This window comes from Dactylosporangium sp. McL0621, from assembly GCF_049995355.1.
Lineage (GTDB): Bacteria > Actinomycetota > Actinomycetes > Mycobacteriales > Micromonosporaceae > Dactylosporangium.
The window spans coordinates 11,897,994-11,911,667 of record NZ_CP188259.1; the positions used below are offsets into that span (position 1 = coordinate 11,897,994).

Below are 13,674 nucleotides of genomic sequence, written 5' to 3' on the forward strand. Positions count from 1 at the left end.
GCATTTGGGGGTTTTTGTCACTACTTCGGTGGGATGATCGGGGGCATGAGGCCGCCCCGCGGAGGCTTCCGCGCGGGCGGGCATCCATCGAAGTAGAGACACGCGGGGGACCGAGAGCATGGGCCACGCAGAGGACCAACAGCCGGCGGACGGGACGAGAGTGCCCCGGTGGGCGCGGCGGCGGCGGCCGATCGCGCTCGGGGGCGTCGGGCTGGCGGCGGTACTGGGGGTGGGGGCTTCATGGCCCTGCAGACCGGCGCCGGCGCGGCCACCGACCCGGTTGCCAGGACGGCCACCGAGAGCGTCGCGGCGAGCGACACGTCCGCCGCCGCGGCCAGTGACAGTGCCGCCGCCCCGGCGGCGAGTGCTGACGCGAGCACGCCGGGGCCTCGGTCCTGAGCACCACGGAGGCGCCGAGCCCGAGCCCGATGACGAGCGAGCAGCGGATCGGGGCGGCGCGCTCGGCCGCGGCGCGGGCCAGCAACAACGTGCGGCCGCCGCTCCCGCCGGCGCCCGGCGGGGCCTCGGCCTCGGCGTCGGTGAACGAGACCACCGGGCCGGGCGGGACCACGCTGCGCATCGTGAGCGCGCACGCCGACCTCACCGGGCAGCGGCAACTGGCCTGGGTCGCCGACGCCGGCCACGCCGTGGGCGACGCGCTGTGCACCCAGGACTTCCGCCTGAGCGCGGGGCGCCGGTCTCGCACAAGCCCAACCTGCTGATCTGCTGGCGGGTGAGCGCCACGAAGAGCGTCTTCACGGTGCTCGTCGACCAGGACGGCCACCCGTCCGAGGCGGACAGCGTGGCCGCGATCGACAAGACGTGGGACGAGCTGGGCTGACGAGCACGAGAACCACGAACACCGACGAAAGCGGCCCGGGAGCTGAGCTCCCGGGCCGTTCCCGTACGGGCTGGATCAGTACGGGGCGACCGTGAAGGTCGAGCCGCTGGTGATCAGCGAGAAGGTGGCGTCCAGGTCCTCGTTGGTGCCGCCGGTCAGGATGTCGAAATCGCCATCGCTGACGACGGTGAGCGTGTAGGTGCCCGTCGGCACCGGCACCAGGGTGGCCGGGGCCACGATGAGCGCGCCGGCCGCACTGAGCGAGCTGGTCATGTCCAGCGTGCAGATCAGCTCGGTGTCGCTGACGACCAGCACGCTGCCGCACTCGCCGACACCGCCGTTGGCCTTGTTCGTGGCGTTGGGCGCGGCGGCCGGGGACGGGTCGTAGGCGCCCGAGACCAGGTACACGTGCGCCTTGCTGTCGATCGTTCCGGGAGTGCCGCTGGTGGAGAAGTCCATCGCCGAGAAGCCCACGCCCGCCACGTCGATGTCGACCGTGCTACACGGGATGGCGGTGTTCGGCGAGATCACGATGCCGTTGGTGTAGGAGTAGGCGGCGGTCTTCGTGGCCGCGCCGCCCGACGAGTTGATGATCAGCGACACCCCCGTCTGGGCGGCGTGGGCCGGCACGGTGGCCGTGAAGCTGGTACCACCCGCCGCGACGACGATGTTGGTCAGGGCCAGACCGCCCAGCGTCCCCGTCATGCCGGTCGTCGGGAAGTTGGTGCCGGTGACGCTGATGGTGTTGCCGCCCAGGGCGGGACCGTTACCCGGCGTCACGGTGAGGAGCGTGGGCTTGCCGGCGATCGTGTACGCCGCGTTGGCGATCAGCGGGCTGCCGCTCGCACCGGTGGTGGTGCCGGAGTAGACGCAGAGGTTGTACTTCGCCGTCGACTGCAGCAGTACGGGCGGGCTGGCGGCCGTCGCCGCCAGCGCGAGCCCGGTGGGCACGGTGACGGAGATCTTGTTGGTGGTGGTGCCGCCCAGCTTCTTCACGTTCGCAGCCGGCACGACGATGACGCCGGCGGTCTGCACGTAGGGCGTGGTACCGCTCGGGGCCGTGATCGGGGCGATTACCGCGGCGCCCAGGTAGGTCGGCGAGCAGGCGGCCGCCGTGCCGGTGCCGACGTACTGGAACTCCGCCGCCGGCGTGATGGCCGTCGTGAAGATGTTTGTCGTCGCCGTGGCGGTGATCGTGTTGGTGCCGCCGCTCGGGCCGGTCGCCGCGCTCAACGTGAGCGGTACGGCCGCCGCGTAGGCCGGGGCCACCGAGCCGATGACTACGGCCGCAACGGTGGTGCCGATGACGGCGGCCCGTGCCCGCCAGGGACGAAGACGAGTCTTCGGGTGTTTCATGTGTGGTCTCCTCCGGTGGGTTCCACAGCCAAGCTGACTTGAGGGTCTGTACTTCACGCAAAGTAGCAGTGCAGTAGCTGAGAGTTACTCAAATCAGCCAAGAAGAGCCCCGGCCGCAGCCGGGGCGCTCGAGGTACCACATATGGGGTTTTGGCAGGCGAGGGCACAATTCGCGATATATGCGGGGGAACCACGAGCGGTGCCCTCGCCTGCCGGGTAGACCCGCCCGATCCCTGGGGAGGACGCCTGGCCGGAGGCGTTCGGAGCCGGCGGAGGCATGCCGGCAACCGAGTCCGAGCGGGTCTTTGTGTCGCGGGACTGCGTCGCACTGGCGGGGCGCCCCGAAGTCTCCGCTGGTATCAACGATCGTGTTACAGGAAGGTTCCCCGGTTTCCGCCGGCTCGGTGCCAGCCGCCGCGCGACGCGCTCGGCCGGCCGAGGTCGATGCGCCAGTCGGGCATCGTCCGCAGGCTGTACAGGTCGTGACGGGCGGTCCAGGCCTCGTTCCACGGGCGGCGGCTCGCCTCGGCGGCGTTCTCCGCCAGCCGGCGCGGCGCGCAGGGCCACTCGCGCCCGCACCACAGGCACTGACCCTCGCCGTCGGACTCGCTGTGCCGAGTCAGGATCTGCGTGGCGTCCCGCCACAGCAGACGGTCGACGACGTCTGTTGGCTCGGACTGGTCAACACTGACCAACTTCCCTACCCCCAGTCTCATGAGGCTTCCTGAGCACCTCCGGACGAAACGTTAAACAATCGGACCGTCCGGCGGGCCGGACAACGAGTGCGACATTCTCCCGACCACACGAAAGGGGACGGCGTGGCGCCTGTAATGATGGCGCCATGGAGACCCCCCTCTTGCAGCGCATTCGGGCCGCGGTCATCGGCGACGACCAGGTCATGTGGGGGCCGTTCGGCGCGCGCCGCGTGACCTATGCGGACTACACCGCCTCGGGTCGCGCGCTGGACTTCATCGAGCGCTTCATCCGCGACGAGGTCCTTCCGCGGTACGCCAACACGCACACGGAATCGTCCGGCACCGGCCTGCAGACGACCCGCCTGCGGGAGGACGCGCGCCAGATCGTCAACGAGGCGGTGGGCGGCGACGCCGGCACCGTCGTGATCTTCACCGGGTCCGGCTCCACCGCGGCGATCGACAAGATGGTGCATATCCTCGGCCTGCGGGTGCCGGCCGCGCTGGAGGACCGCTATGCGCTCTCGGAGCGGATCCCGGCCGCGGATCGCCCGGTCGTGTTCATCGGGCCCTTCGAGCATCACTCCAACGAGTTGCCGTGGCGGGAGTCGATCGCGGACGTCGTCGTGATCCCCGAGGATCACAACGGCCACATCGACCTCGAACGGCTCCGCGCGGAGCTCATGCGGTACGCCGACCGCCCGCTGAAGATCGGATCGTTCTCGGCGGCCTCCAACGTGACCGGGATCGTCACCGACTCGCACGCGGTCTCGGCGCTGCTGCACGAGCACGGGGCGCTGTCGTTCTGGGACTTCGCGGCCGCGGCGCCCTACGTCGAGATCGAGATGCACGACAAGGACGCGATCTTCCTGTCGCCGCACAAGTTCGTCGGCGGCCCCGGTACCCCGGGCGTGCTGGTCGTGCGCCGCGAACTGCTCACCAACCGGGTGCCGACCGTGCCCGGCGGCGGCACGGTGGACTACGTCAACCCGACCGACCACCACTACATCGCCGACCCCGCGCACCGCGAGGAGGGCGGCACCCCGGCCATCGTCGAGTCGATCCGGGCCGGACTGGTGTTCCAGCTCAAGCGGGCGGTCGGCACGGACACGATCCGCGCCCTGGAGGAGGGCTTCCTGCGCGAGGCCATCGCCTCCTGGCAGACCAACCCCAACATCGAGATCCTGGGCAACCTGGACGCCCCCCGGCTGTCGATCGTGTCGTTCGTGATCAAAAAGCCGGGTGGCCGGTACCTGCACCACAACTTCGTCGTCTCGCTGCTCAACGACCTCTTCGGCATCCAGTCGCGGGGCGGCTGCTCCTGCGCGGGCCCCTACGGCCACCGGCTGCTGGGCATCGACATCGAGCGCTCCCACCGCTTCGAGCAGGAGATCATCGCCGGCTGCGAGGGCATCAAGCCCGGCTGGGTGCGGGTCAGCTTCAACTACTTCATCTCCGAGACGGTCTTCCGGTACATCGTCGAGGCCGTGCACCTCGTGGCCACGCACGGGTGGGCGCTGCTGCCGCAGTACCGCTTCGACCCGTACACGGGCCTCTGGAAGCACCGGGACGGGGTCGTGGAGCCGCCGCTGCGCTTGTCGCAGTTGTCGTACTCGGAGGAGGGCGAGCTGACCTGGCCTTCGCGGCACGAGCGCGCGCCTGAAACCGACTTGTCCGGATATTTGCGATATGCGCGCGAATTGTGCGAATCGCTGCCGGCGGCGGTGGAGTCCGACGGCGTCGTGTCCGCCAATTTCGAGGCTCTGCGCTGGTTCGACCTGCCGGCGGTATCGCTGTTGGCGTAATGCGGCATTGACGGGCCGCGTTCGGTGTTCGTCCGAGCATGGACCCTGAGATTGATGCGCTGGACGCGTACAGCCGGGTCGTCTCCACCGTGGCGGCCACCCTGCTGCCGAGCGTGGCCAGCCTGACCGTGCGCAGCCGCCGCGGCGAGGGGGCCGGCTCGGCCGTCGTCTACACCCCGGACGGCTTCACCCTGACCTCCGCACACGTCGTCGCCGGCGCCGACGGGGGCGTCGCCGAGTTCACCAACGGCACCCAGACCCGCTTCGACGTGGTCGGCGCCGACCCGCTCTCCGACCTGGCGGTGCTGCGCATCCGCGAGGCCGGCGTGCCGCCCGCGACCCTGGGCAACGCCGACGACCTGCGCATCGGCCAGCTCGTCGTGGCCGTGGGCAACCCGCTGGGGCTGGCCGGCTCGGTCACCGCGGGCGTGGTCTCGGCGCTGGGCCGCTCGCTGCCGGTCCGCGACGGCCGGCACACCCGCCTCGTCGACGACGTCATCCAGACCGACGCGGCCCTGAACCCGGGCAACTCGGGCGGCGCCCTGGCCGACTCGGCGTCCCGGGTCGTGGGGATCAACACCGCGGTGGCCGGGATCGGGCTCGGCCTGGCGGTGCCCATCAACAACACGACCCGCCTGATCATGTCCGAGCTCATGTCCAGCGGCCACGTGCGGCGCGCCTGGCTCGGCGTCGCGGGGGCGACGGTACCGCTGCCGCCGCCCCTGGCCGAGCGCCTCGGGCAGTCGAAGGGCCTGCGGCTGGCCGAGGTGGTACCCGGGAGCCCGGCCGGGCTGGCCGGGCTCTACGTGGGCGACGTGGTGCTCTCGGCCGGCGGGAGGCCGATCACGGGCGTCCAGGACGTCCTGCGCCTGATGCTGGGGCCGGCGATCGGCGCCCGCCTCCAGATCACCGTGCTCCGCAAGGACGCCCTGGTGGACGTGGTCGCGGTGCCGGCCCAGCTGGATTAGCGCGACTGGGTGCGGTCGGTGAAGGCCGCACCCAAGACGCCTCCGGCCCCTTGTCCACGTTTGGGTGGAGCGGAGCGCCCCCAATGGGGAGGGAGCGCAGCGACCGCGAAACTCAGCTCAGCCGCTCGAGGACCATGGCCATGCCCTGGCCGCCGCCGACGCACATCGTCTCGAGGCCGATGGACTTGTCGTGCCAGTCGAGCGAGTTCAGCAGCGTGCCCGTGATGCGCGCGCCGGTCATGCCGAACGGGTGCCCGACCGCGATCGCGCCGCCGTTCACGTTCAGCTTCTCGAGCGGGATGCCCAGCTGGCGGTACGACGGGATGACCTGGGCCGCGAAGGCCTCGTTGATCTCCACGAGGTCGACGTCGTCGATGGTCATGCCGGCCCGCCGCAGCGCGGCGCGGGAGGCCTCGACCGGGCCGATGCCCATGATCTCCGGCGACATCGCGGTCACGCCGGTGGAGACGATCCGGGCCAGCGGCGTGATGCCGAGCTCGCGGGCCTTGGTGTCGCTCATGATGACGACCGCGGCGGCGCCGTCGTTGAGCGGGCAGCAGTTGCCGGCCGTCACGCGCCCGTCGGGCCGGAACACCGGCTTGAGACCGGCGACGCCCTCCAGCGTCACGCCCGGCCGCGGCCCGTCGTCGTTGGACACGACCTCGCCGGAGGGGGTGGTGACGGGGGTGATCTCGCGGGCCCAGAAGCCGTTCTTGATGGCCACCTCGGCGAGGTTCTGCGACCGTACGCCGAACTCGTCCATGTCCTGCCGGGTCACGCCCTCGAGCTCGGCCAGGTTCTCGGCGGTCTGCCCCATCGCGACGTAGATGTCGGGCAGCTCGCCGTCCTCGCGCGGGTCGTGCCACGCCTCGGCGCCGCCCTCGGCGCGCTTGTTGGTGCGCGTGTACGCGCCGGCGAACGCCGGGTTCTGCCAGGGGCCGCCGACGGCCGCCTGCGCGTCGGGCGGGAGGCCGTCGGAGTTGCCGCGGGCGTACCGCGAGACGCACTCCACGCCGGCCGAGATGAACACGTCGCCCTCGCCGGCCTTGATCGCGTGGAAGGCCATGCGCGTGGTCTGCAGCGACGAGGCGCAGTACCGCGTGGTCGTCGCGCCCGGCAGGTGGTCGAACCCGAGCAGGGTGCTCACCACGCGGGCCATGTTGAAGCCCTGTTCGCCGCCGGGCAGGCCGCAACCCAGGTAGAGGTCCTCGATCGCGCGCGGATCGAGCTGCGGCACCTTGTCGAGCGCGGCGCGCACGATGGTGGCGGCGAGATCGTCGGGGCGGAGGTCGCGCAGCGATCCCTTGACGGCACGGCCGATCGGGGACCTGGCGGTGGCAACGATGACAGCTTCCGGCATACCTCGGATGCTACTGCGAGGTAACCCCGCACCCGCCGCCTACGCAGAGCCAAAATTATCACACGCAGTGCGCAAACCCCGTTACGCGGCCGGGCGTACCGCCGCGGCCTCCTCGACCGCCGGGAGCAGGGCGTGGGCCCAGACCCGGTACCCGTCCGCCGAGGGGTGGAAGCCGTCGTGGCACAGCGTGCCCGCGTCCGCGCGGAAGACCGGGCCGGTGCGCGCGCCGAGGTCGACCACCACCGCGCCCGCGGCGCCGGCCATGGCCGCCTGCAGGCGGGCCATCCGGCGGCTGCGCAGGCCCAGGAGCTGGCGCAGCGGCGGGGCGAAGGCGCGCAGGGCGCCGAAGTCGGGGCAGGTGCCGACGACAACAGGGATGCCGGCGTCGTGCAGGCGGCGGCAGGCCGCGCCCAGGTGCTCGGCGGCGTCGGCGGCGCGGCCCGCGTGGGTCACGTCGTCGGTGCCGACGAGGACGAGGGCCACGTCCGGGGCCGGCCCGACCAGGGCGCGGGCGACCTGGGTGGCGAGGTCGGAGGAGCGGGAGCCGGCCACGGCCACGCTGGACAGCTCCACGCGGCGGCCCGACGGGCCGTCGGCGAGCAGGGCCGCGAGCTGGCCGCCCACGGTGTCGGCGACCCGTTCGACCCCCACGCCGAGGGCGGTCGCGTCGCCCAGCAGGACCAGGCGCATCGGGGGCCGGCCGGCACCGCCGATCGACGAGCGCATCGCGAGGCGCATGTCGGGCTTGGCGTAGTTGCGGGCGCGGGCGGCGACCGCCTGCGCGGCGAGCACGGTGGCCCCGCCGACCGTTCCCGCGATCACCGTCACGGTCGCGAGCTTGGCGAGGCGTTTGACGACACTCACGCCGTCACCTCCGTTCCGGGCGAGTCCATCGAATCACGGGGCGGGTGAGGCAAACAAGGGGCAAATCCGGACGAATTGCGAAACCGCCGGTGAACGGGAACACCACGGCCGGCCGGTGGCGGGTTCATGCCGGCTCCGCGGCCCGGTCCGGGGTTCGCTCGGCCTGCTGCGGCAGCCGCGGCCAGACGCGCCGGCGCAGCTGGGCCCAGCGGCCCGCCGGCCCGCGGTCGTGCCCGGCCACCTGGGCCGCGCTGACCTCGGTGCCGGGCCGGTACGCGGCCTCCGCCGCGGCCTGCGGCAGCGAACGCACGCCCTCGCCCGCGGCCAGGGCCGGCTCCAGGCCCACCGGCACGCCCGCGACCGGGCCCGGCTCGGTGAGCGCGGCGACGACGGTGGGCAGGACGGCCTGGGCGGCGGCGAGGTACCCGGCGCCGGACGGGTGGAAACGGTCGAGGCTGAACATGCGGTCGGGCTCGGCGTAGAAGAGCTCGCCGAGCAGGTCGCCCAGCGAGACGGTACGACCGCCCGCCTCGACCACCGCGATGGTCTGCGCGGTGGCCATCTGCCGGCTCCAGCGCCGGGCCAGCCAGCGCAGCGGCGGCTGGATCGGGCGGATCGTGCCGAGGTCGGGGCAGGTGCCCACGACGACCTCGACGCCCGCGTCACGCAGCGTGCGCACCGAGTGCACCAGGTGCTGCACGGCGGTCTGGATGCTGACCCGGTGGGTGACGTCGTTGCCGCCGATGCAGATGACGGCGACCTCCGGATGCTGGCGCAGGGCCACCTCCACCTGCGGCGGGAGGCCCTTGGACTCGGCGCCGACCACGGCCAGGCAGCGCATGCGCACCGGCCGGTGCAGCTGCTCGGCCAGCCCGGCCGCCACGGCGGCGGCGAACGTCTCGCTGGAGCTCTCCGCGCCGTACCCGGCGGCCGAGGAGTCCCCGAGCACCGCCAGGCGCACCGGCTCGCCGCCGAAGTGTGTCCCGTAGATCCCGTCCGCGCGCGGCGGGGGGCTGACCACCTGCGGAATCGTCTTTCGGGCCAGCAGCGCCTGACCCAGCACCAGCCCGTAGAACAACGCACCCGCCCCGGCTACGCCCCCGCCGCCGACCACCGCCGCGGTGGCTATCCGCTTCACCCGCTCCGACTGCAGTTTCACCGCCCCCGCCTTCCCATCCCCGAGGTCCTCGCGAACCCGAGGCTAACGCCCACCCTCCAAGTAAACGTCGCTCATCCGGATCGGTCCGGTCCCGCCCGGTGCAGGGTGATCCGGATCAACACCCGCTGTTCCGCAATCATCGCCGCGCGGTACTCATCCCAGTTGTCGTGTTCCCGTCCCGATGCCCGCCGGTAGTAGTCGACCAGACCTTCAACGCTTTCCGGCGGCGGAATGATCTCAGCCTCCCCCTCGACCTGGATCCAGCGGCCGTAGAAGCCGTCGGGCAGCACGCAGACCGCCGCCCGGGGGTCGCGGCGCAGGTTGCGCACCTTGAAGGCCGGCACGCGGCTGCTGATCACCACGCGGCCCTCGGCGTCGACGGCGACCACGACCGGGGACATCTGCACTCCGCCGTCGGCGCGGCGGGTGGCGAGCACGGCCTGGTGCTGCTCCGCGAGCACGGCCCGAGCCTCATCGAGATCCATGTCCACATTCTTACTCGGGCGCCGGATGACAGACCCCGTTACATTCAATGCAAGGCAGAGAGGGCGGTCACCATGGCGGACAGTGGGCTGCGACGGCGGATGGCGTGGACGGCGCTCGCGCGCGTGTTCCGCAGCGACACCCCCGGGATCGGCAAGCGGCTCGCCGCGATCCCGCGCATGATCAGGGCGACGATGAAGGGGCAGTACGACGGGGGCACCCGCCTGGCGATGCTGGCCGTCGCCGGGGTGTACATCGTCTCCCCCATCGACGCCGTCCCCGAGGCCTTCCTGCTGGTGTTCGGGCTCGTCGACGACCTGGCCGTGGCCGGGTACTTCGCCGGCGCCCTCATGGACGAGCTCGAGCGCTTCCTGGAGTGGGAGAAGCAGCGCGACCACGTCATTCCCGGACACGTCGTCAGGTAGTCCCGGCCCGCCCGTTACGCTGGCGGCGTGCGCTACTACGACAACGTCGTCGAATTGGTGGGCAACACGCCCCTGGTCCGGCTCCGCAACCTCACCGCCGGCATCTCCGCCACCGTCCTGGCCAAGGTCGAGTACCTCAACCCGGGCGGCAGCGTGAAGGACCGCATCGCGCTGCGGATGGTCGAGGAGGCCGAGAAGGCCGGGCTGCTCGGGCCGGGCGGCACGATCGTCGAGCCCACGTCCGGCAACACCGGCGTCGGGCTCGCGCTGGTCGCCCAGCTCAAGGGGTACCGCTGCATCTTCGTCTGCCCCGACAAGGTGAGCGAGGACAAGCAGAATGTCATGCGCGCCTACGGGGCCGAGGTCGTGGTCTGCCCGACCGCCGTCGCGCCGGAGGACCCGCGGTCGTACTACAACGTCTCCGACCGCCTCGCCCGGGAGGTTCCCGGCGCCTGGAAGCCCGACCAGTACGCGAACCCGGCCAACCCCCGCTCGCACTACGAGACCACCGGCCCCGAGCTCTGGGACCAGACCGAGGGCCGCATCACCCATTTCGTGGCCGGCGTCGGCACCGGCGGCACGATCTCGGGCGCCGGGCGCTACCTCAAGGAGGTCTCCGAGGGTCGCGTACGCGTCGTCGGCGCGGACCCCGAGGGCTCGGTGTACTCGGGCGGCACCGGCCGCCCCTACCTGGTCGAGGGGGTCGGCGAGGACTTCTGGCCCACGACCTACGACCGCACCATCTGCGACGAGATCGTCGAGGTGTCGGACAAGGACTCGTTCGACCTCACCCGCCGCCTGGCCCGCGAGGAGGGCCTGCTCGTCGGCGGCTCGTGCGGCATGGCCGTGGCCGCCGCGCTGAAGGTCGCGCGCGAGGCCGGCCCCGACGACGTGGTGGTCGTCCTGCTCCCCGACGGCGGCCGCGGGTACCTCTCCAAGATCTTCAACGACGACTGGATGGCCCGGTACGGCTTCCTGCGTACCGCCGACCAGACCCCGACCGTCGCCGACGTCCTGGTCGGCAAGGACGGCCGCGTGCCCGGAATGGTGCACATCCACCCCAACGAGACCGTTCGCGACGCGATCGACTACATGCGCGAGTACGGCGTCTCGCAGCTGCCGGTGCTCAAGGCCGAGCCGCCCGTCGTCACCGGCGAGGTCGCGGGCTCGCTCGCGGAGCGGGACCTGCTCGACGCGCTCTTCTCGGGTCAGGCACACCTGCACGACATGGTGGAGCGGCACATGTCCGACCCCCTGCCGATGATCGGCGGCGGCCAGCCGGTGAGCGAGGCGGTGGCCATGCTGGAGAAGACCGACGCGGCCGTCGTACTGATCGACGGCAAGCCGGCCGGGGTCATCACCCGCCAGGACCTGCTGACCCACCTGACCTGAGCGGCGCGAAACTCAAAAAGCCCCGCGTAGGGCATCCACCCGTTCGGCGGCGGCCAGCTGGACCGCCTCCGGTGCGTGGCGGTGCAGGTCGGCCGCCACCACCTGGAGCTGGTCCGGCAGGGCCAGGTCGTTCTCCAGCCGGGGCACGGGGATCGGCGGCCGGCCCTCGGCCTCCGCGCCGCGGTCGGCCATCCACTGGACGAGGTCGTGCATCAGGTCGGCCCGGCTGGCCCCAGACAGACCGGACGCCGCCCATCGGGGCGGCGTCCAGTGTGAGACCTGGCCGACCAGCTTGCGCACCGCGGCGCCGAGCCGGTCGTCGTCGGTCATCAGCGTCGCAGGTAGCTCAGCAGGCGCAGGATCTCGTAGTACAGGAAGATCAGGCCCACGAGGATGCCGAAGGCGCAGTACCAGGCGTACTTCTCCGGCAGCCCGTAGCGGGTGCCCTGCTCGATCGCGTCGAAGTCCAGGATGAAGGTCAGCGCCCCGACGCCGATGATCACCAGGCTGAAGACGATCGGCAGCCAGCTGACCTGGCCGTTCATGCTGTACTCGCGCAGGCCCAGGTTCACGCCGAACAGGTAGAACAGCCAGTTGGCGAAGGCCAGCACCATGACGCCGATGAGGGCGCCGATGACGAACTTGGTGAAGCGGGGCGTCGCGCGCAGCACCTTGAGCTTGTACAGCACCGCCATGACGGCGAAGATGCCGAACGTCGCCACGATGGCCTGCAGGACGATGCCGGAGTACCAGCTCTCGAACGCGCGGCTGAACACGCCGAGCGCCACGCCCTGGAGCACGGCGTAGGGGACGATGACGGCAGGGCTGGTGACCCGCCGGAACGAGATGACGAGGCCCAGGACCAGCCCGGCGATGCTGGACATGAAGGCCGCGAAGTAGGTCAGGCCGCTGCTCGGGGGAAGCAGGATCCAGGCCCCGGCGCCGACCACGCCGGTCACGGCGAGCAGGGCGACGGTGCGGACGACGACGTCGTCCATGGTCATGGCACGCGCGGGCGCGCCCGGATAGCCGGGTGCGGACCCGGTCTCATAACGCGAAGCTCGCGCCGCCTCGCCAAGGCGGGTGAGCACCGGGTTGGAACTCTGCACGATCGGCCTCCATGGGCTCTCATTCACGTGTGCCCCCAGGATACCGCGAACGCGCGCGAGGGAAACGCCCACCGTACAGTGCCGCGTTACGGTGCCGGAAGTGCGCTTTAGGCGATTCGTAAAAAACGGTAACTTGGTGCGGTTTGTGAGGGCCGCACACGGAACGAATCCGCCCCATTACCGAAAACGGCGACCAACGTGTGGGAGGGGGTTTGGGTGGAGCGGAGCTCCCCCAATGGGGAGCGACCGAAGGAAACGCGAAATACAGCTGTGCCCGGGGCGGGGTTCGAACCCGCACGCCTCGCGGCAGCCGCTTTTAAGGCGGCCGTGTCTGCCGTTCCACCACCCGGGCGATGAACGCGATCTCACGGTAGCCCGTCCGATGAACTGCCAACACCGACAACGGGTTGGCCGTTACTGTCGACCGGGTGACCATCGCCCCACAGACCGACGAGGCGGGCACTGCTCCGGTTGACCATGCAACACCGGCCGCGCAGCCATTGCGCATTCGTCGTCCATGGATTAGCGATGCCGTCGCTTGTCTCTTCATGATGCTCGCCGCGGCCCTCGTCACCAAGGGACTCTTGGCGGATCCGGCGGGCCGCGCGCTCGGTCTGAACGCCAATGACCAGGCGCTCGACGAGTGGTTCCTCGCGTATGCCACCCGGGCCTATCGCGGCGACTTCCAGCTCGTGACCGGAGCGCTGAACGCCCCCGACGGCATCAACGTCCTCGGCAACGCCTCGCTCGTGGGGCTCGGCGTGCTCCTCGCCCCGCTGACCCTCGCGTCCGGCGCGCCGGTCACGTTCGCGGTGGCGACCGCGGGCAACCTCGCGGCCAATGGCGCCGGGTGGTACCTCCTCTTCGCCCGCACCGCCGGCCGGCACCGCCTGGCCGCGCTCATCGGCGGCGCCTTCTGCGGCTTCGCGCCGGGCATGGTGAGCCAGTCCAACGGGCACCTGCACATGACGGCCGCGTGGCTGGTGCCGCCGATCGCGTGGTGCGTGTTCGAGCTGGCGCGCGGCCCCGGCCGCGGCCGCGCCGTGCGGACCGGGCTGCTGCTGGGCGGGCTCGTCGCGGCGCAGTTCTTCCTCGGCGAGGAGGTACTGCTGCTGGCCGCGCTGGCCCTCGGGCTGTTCTGTCTCGTCTTCGCCGCGACCACCCGGCCGGCGCTGCGCCGCCTGCTGCCGTCCCTGGGCACCGGGCTGGCGGTGGCCGCG

At 71.6% G+C, this 13,674-nt stretch carries 15 protein-coding genes and 1 tRNA gene; 6 read left to right on the forward strand and 10 right to left on the reverse strand.

The features are described from left to right. Positions 1-240: 240 nt before the first annotated feature. Both ACPPVO_RS56410 and ACPPVO_RS56415 read left to right on the forward strand, forming a co-directional pair. The gene (locus ACPPVO_RS56410; protein ID WP_426507939.1) at positions 241-399 is read left to right on the forward strand and encodes a hypothetical protein; all 159 of its coding nucleotides are present in this window, start codon (positions 241-243) and stop codon (positions 397-399) included. 29 nt (positions 400-428) lie between these two features. Further along, positions 429-722, forward strand: coding sequence for a hypothetical protein (locus ACPPVO_RS56415; RefSeq protein ID WP_426507940.1), 294 nt, complete (start codon positions 429-431; stop codon positions 720-722). A 194-nt stretch (positions 723-916) separates the two neighbouring features. On the opposite strand, the gene ACPPVO_RS56420 is transcribed toward ACPPVO_RS56415, so the two are convergent. Both ACPPVO_RS56420 and ACPPVO_RS56425 read right to left on the reverse strand, forming a co-directional pair. Further along, on the reverse strand, positions 917-2,197 hold the full coding sequence (locus ACPPVO_RS56420; RefSeq protein ID WP_426507942.1) for a hypothetical protein: 1,281 nt from the start codon (positions 2,195-2,197) through the stop codon (positions 917-919). A gap of 371 nt (positions 2,198-2,568) precedes the next feature. Then, on the reverse strand, positions 2,569-2,913 hold the full coding sequence (locus ACPPVO_RS56425; protein ID WP_426507944.1) for a hypothetical protein: 345 nt from the start codon (positions 2,911-2,913) through the stop codon (positions 2,569-2,571). Between the two features lie 125 nt (positions 2,914-3,038). Between ACPPVO_RS56425 and ACPPVO_RS56430 the strand changes: the two genes are divergently transcribed. Together ACPPVO_RS56430 and ACPPVO_RS56435 are read left to right on the forward strand one after the other, a co-directional pair. Beyond that, complete coding sequence (locus tag ACPPVO_RS56430) at positions 3,039-4,694, forward strand: aminotransferase class V-fold PLP-dependent enzyme (RefSeq protein WP_426507945.1); 1,656 nt, start codon at positions 3,039-3,041, stop codon at positions 4,692-4,694. A gap of 38 nt (positions 4,695-4,732) precedes the next feature. Further along, complete coding sequence (locus ACPPVO_RS56435) at positions 4,733-5,662, forward strand: S1C family serine protease (protein WP_426507947.1); 930 nt, start codon at positions 4,733-4,735, stop codon at positions 5,660-5,662. Positions 5,663-5,774: 112 nt separating this feature from the next. On the opposite strand, the gene ACPPVO_RS56440 is transcribed toward ACPPVO_RS56435, so the two are convergent. From ACPPVO_RS56440 to ACPPVO_RS56455, 4 genes are all read right to left on the reverse strand, one after another. Next, a complete protein-coding gene (locus tag ACPPVO_RS56440; RefSeq protein ID WP_426507949.1) occupies positions 5,775-7,022 on the reverse strand; it encodes an acetyl-CoA C-acetyltransferase in 1,248 nt (415 codons plus the stop codon). Between the two features lie 81 nt (positions 7,023-7,103). Continuing rightward, a complete protein-coding gene (locus tag ACPPVO_RS56445; protein WP_426507951.1) occupies positions 7,104-7,886 on the reverse strand; it encodes an SGNH/GDSL hydrolase family protein in 783 nt (260 codons plus the stop codon). A 124-nt stretch (positions 7,887-8,010) separates the two neighbouring features. Then, entirely contained in the window at positions 8,011-9,045 is a 1,035-nt protein-coding gene (locus tag ACPPVO_RS56450) for an SGNH/GDSL hydrolase family protein (RefSeq protein WP_426507952.1), read from the reverse strand. A gap of 71 nt (positions 9,046-9,116) precedes the next feature. Then, positions 9,117-9,530: a PPOX class F420-dependent oxidoreductase gene (locus ACPPVO_RS56455; RefSeq protein WP_360374421.1), complete on the reverse strand. Its 414-nt coding sequence runs from the start codon at positions 9,528-9,530 to the stop codon at positions 9,117-9,119. Between the two features lie 72 nt (positions 9,531-9,602). Here ACPPVO_RS56455 and ACPPVO_RS56460 point away from each other — a divergent pair, with 72 nt between their 5' ends. Continuing rightward, a complete protein-coding gene (locus ACPPVO_RS56460) occupies positions 9,603-9,953 on the forward strand; it encodes a YkvA family protein (RefSeq protein WP_360374423.1) in 351 nt (116 codons plus the stop codon). Between the two features lie 27 nt (positions 9,954-9,980). Further along, entirely contained in the window at positions 9,981-11,345 is a 1,365-nt protein-coding gene (locus ACPPVO_RS56465) for a cystathionine beta-synthase (protein WP_426507955.1), read from the forward strand. Positions 11,346-11,357: 12 nt separating this feature from the next. On the opposite strand, the gene ACPPVO_RS56470 is transcribed toward ACPPVO_RS56465, so the two are convergent. From ACPPVO_RS56470 to ACPPVO_RS56485, 4 genes are all read right to left on the reverse strand, one after another. After that, entirely contained in the window at positions 11,358-11,675 is a 318-nt protein-coding gene (locus ACPPVO_RS56470) for a hypothetical protein (RefSeq protein WP_426507957.1), read from the reverse strand. After that, complete coding sequence (locus tag ACPPVO_RS56475; protein WP_426507959.1) at positions 11,675-12,454, reverse strand: Bax inhibitor-1/YccA family protein; 780 nt, start codon at positions 12,452-12,454, stop codon at positions 11,675-11,677. Before ACPPVO_RS56475 ends, ACPPVO_RS56470 begins: the two co-directional genes overlap by 1 nt. A 271-nt stretch (positions 12,455-12,725) precedes the next feature. After that, positions 12,726-12,806: transfer RNA gene (locus ACPPVO_RS56480), tRNA-Leu, on the reverse strand. A 13-nt stretch (positions 12,807-12,819) separates the two neighbouring features. Continuing rightward, entirely contained in the window at positions 12,820-13,413 is a 594-nt protein-coding gene (locus ACPPVO_RS56485; RefSeq protein WP_426507961.1) for a hypothetical protein, read from the reverse strand. Between the last annotated feature and the right edge of the window lie 261 nt (positions 13,414-13,674).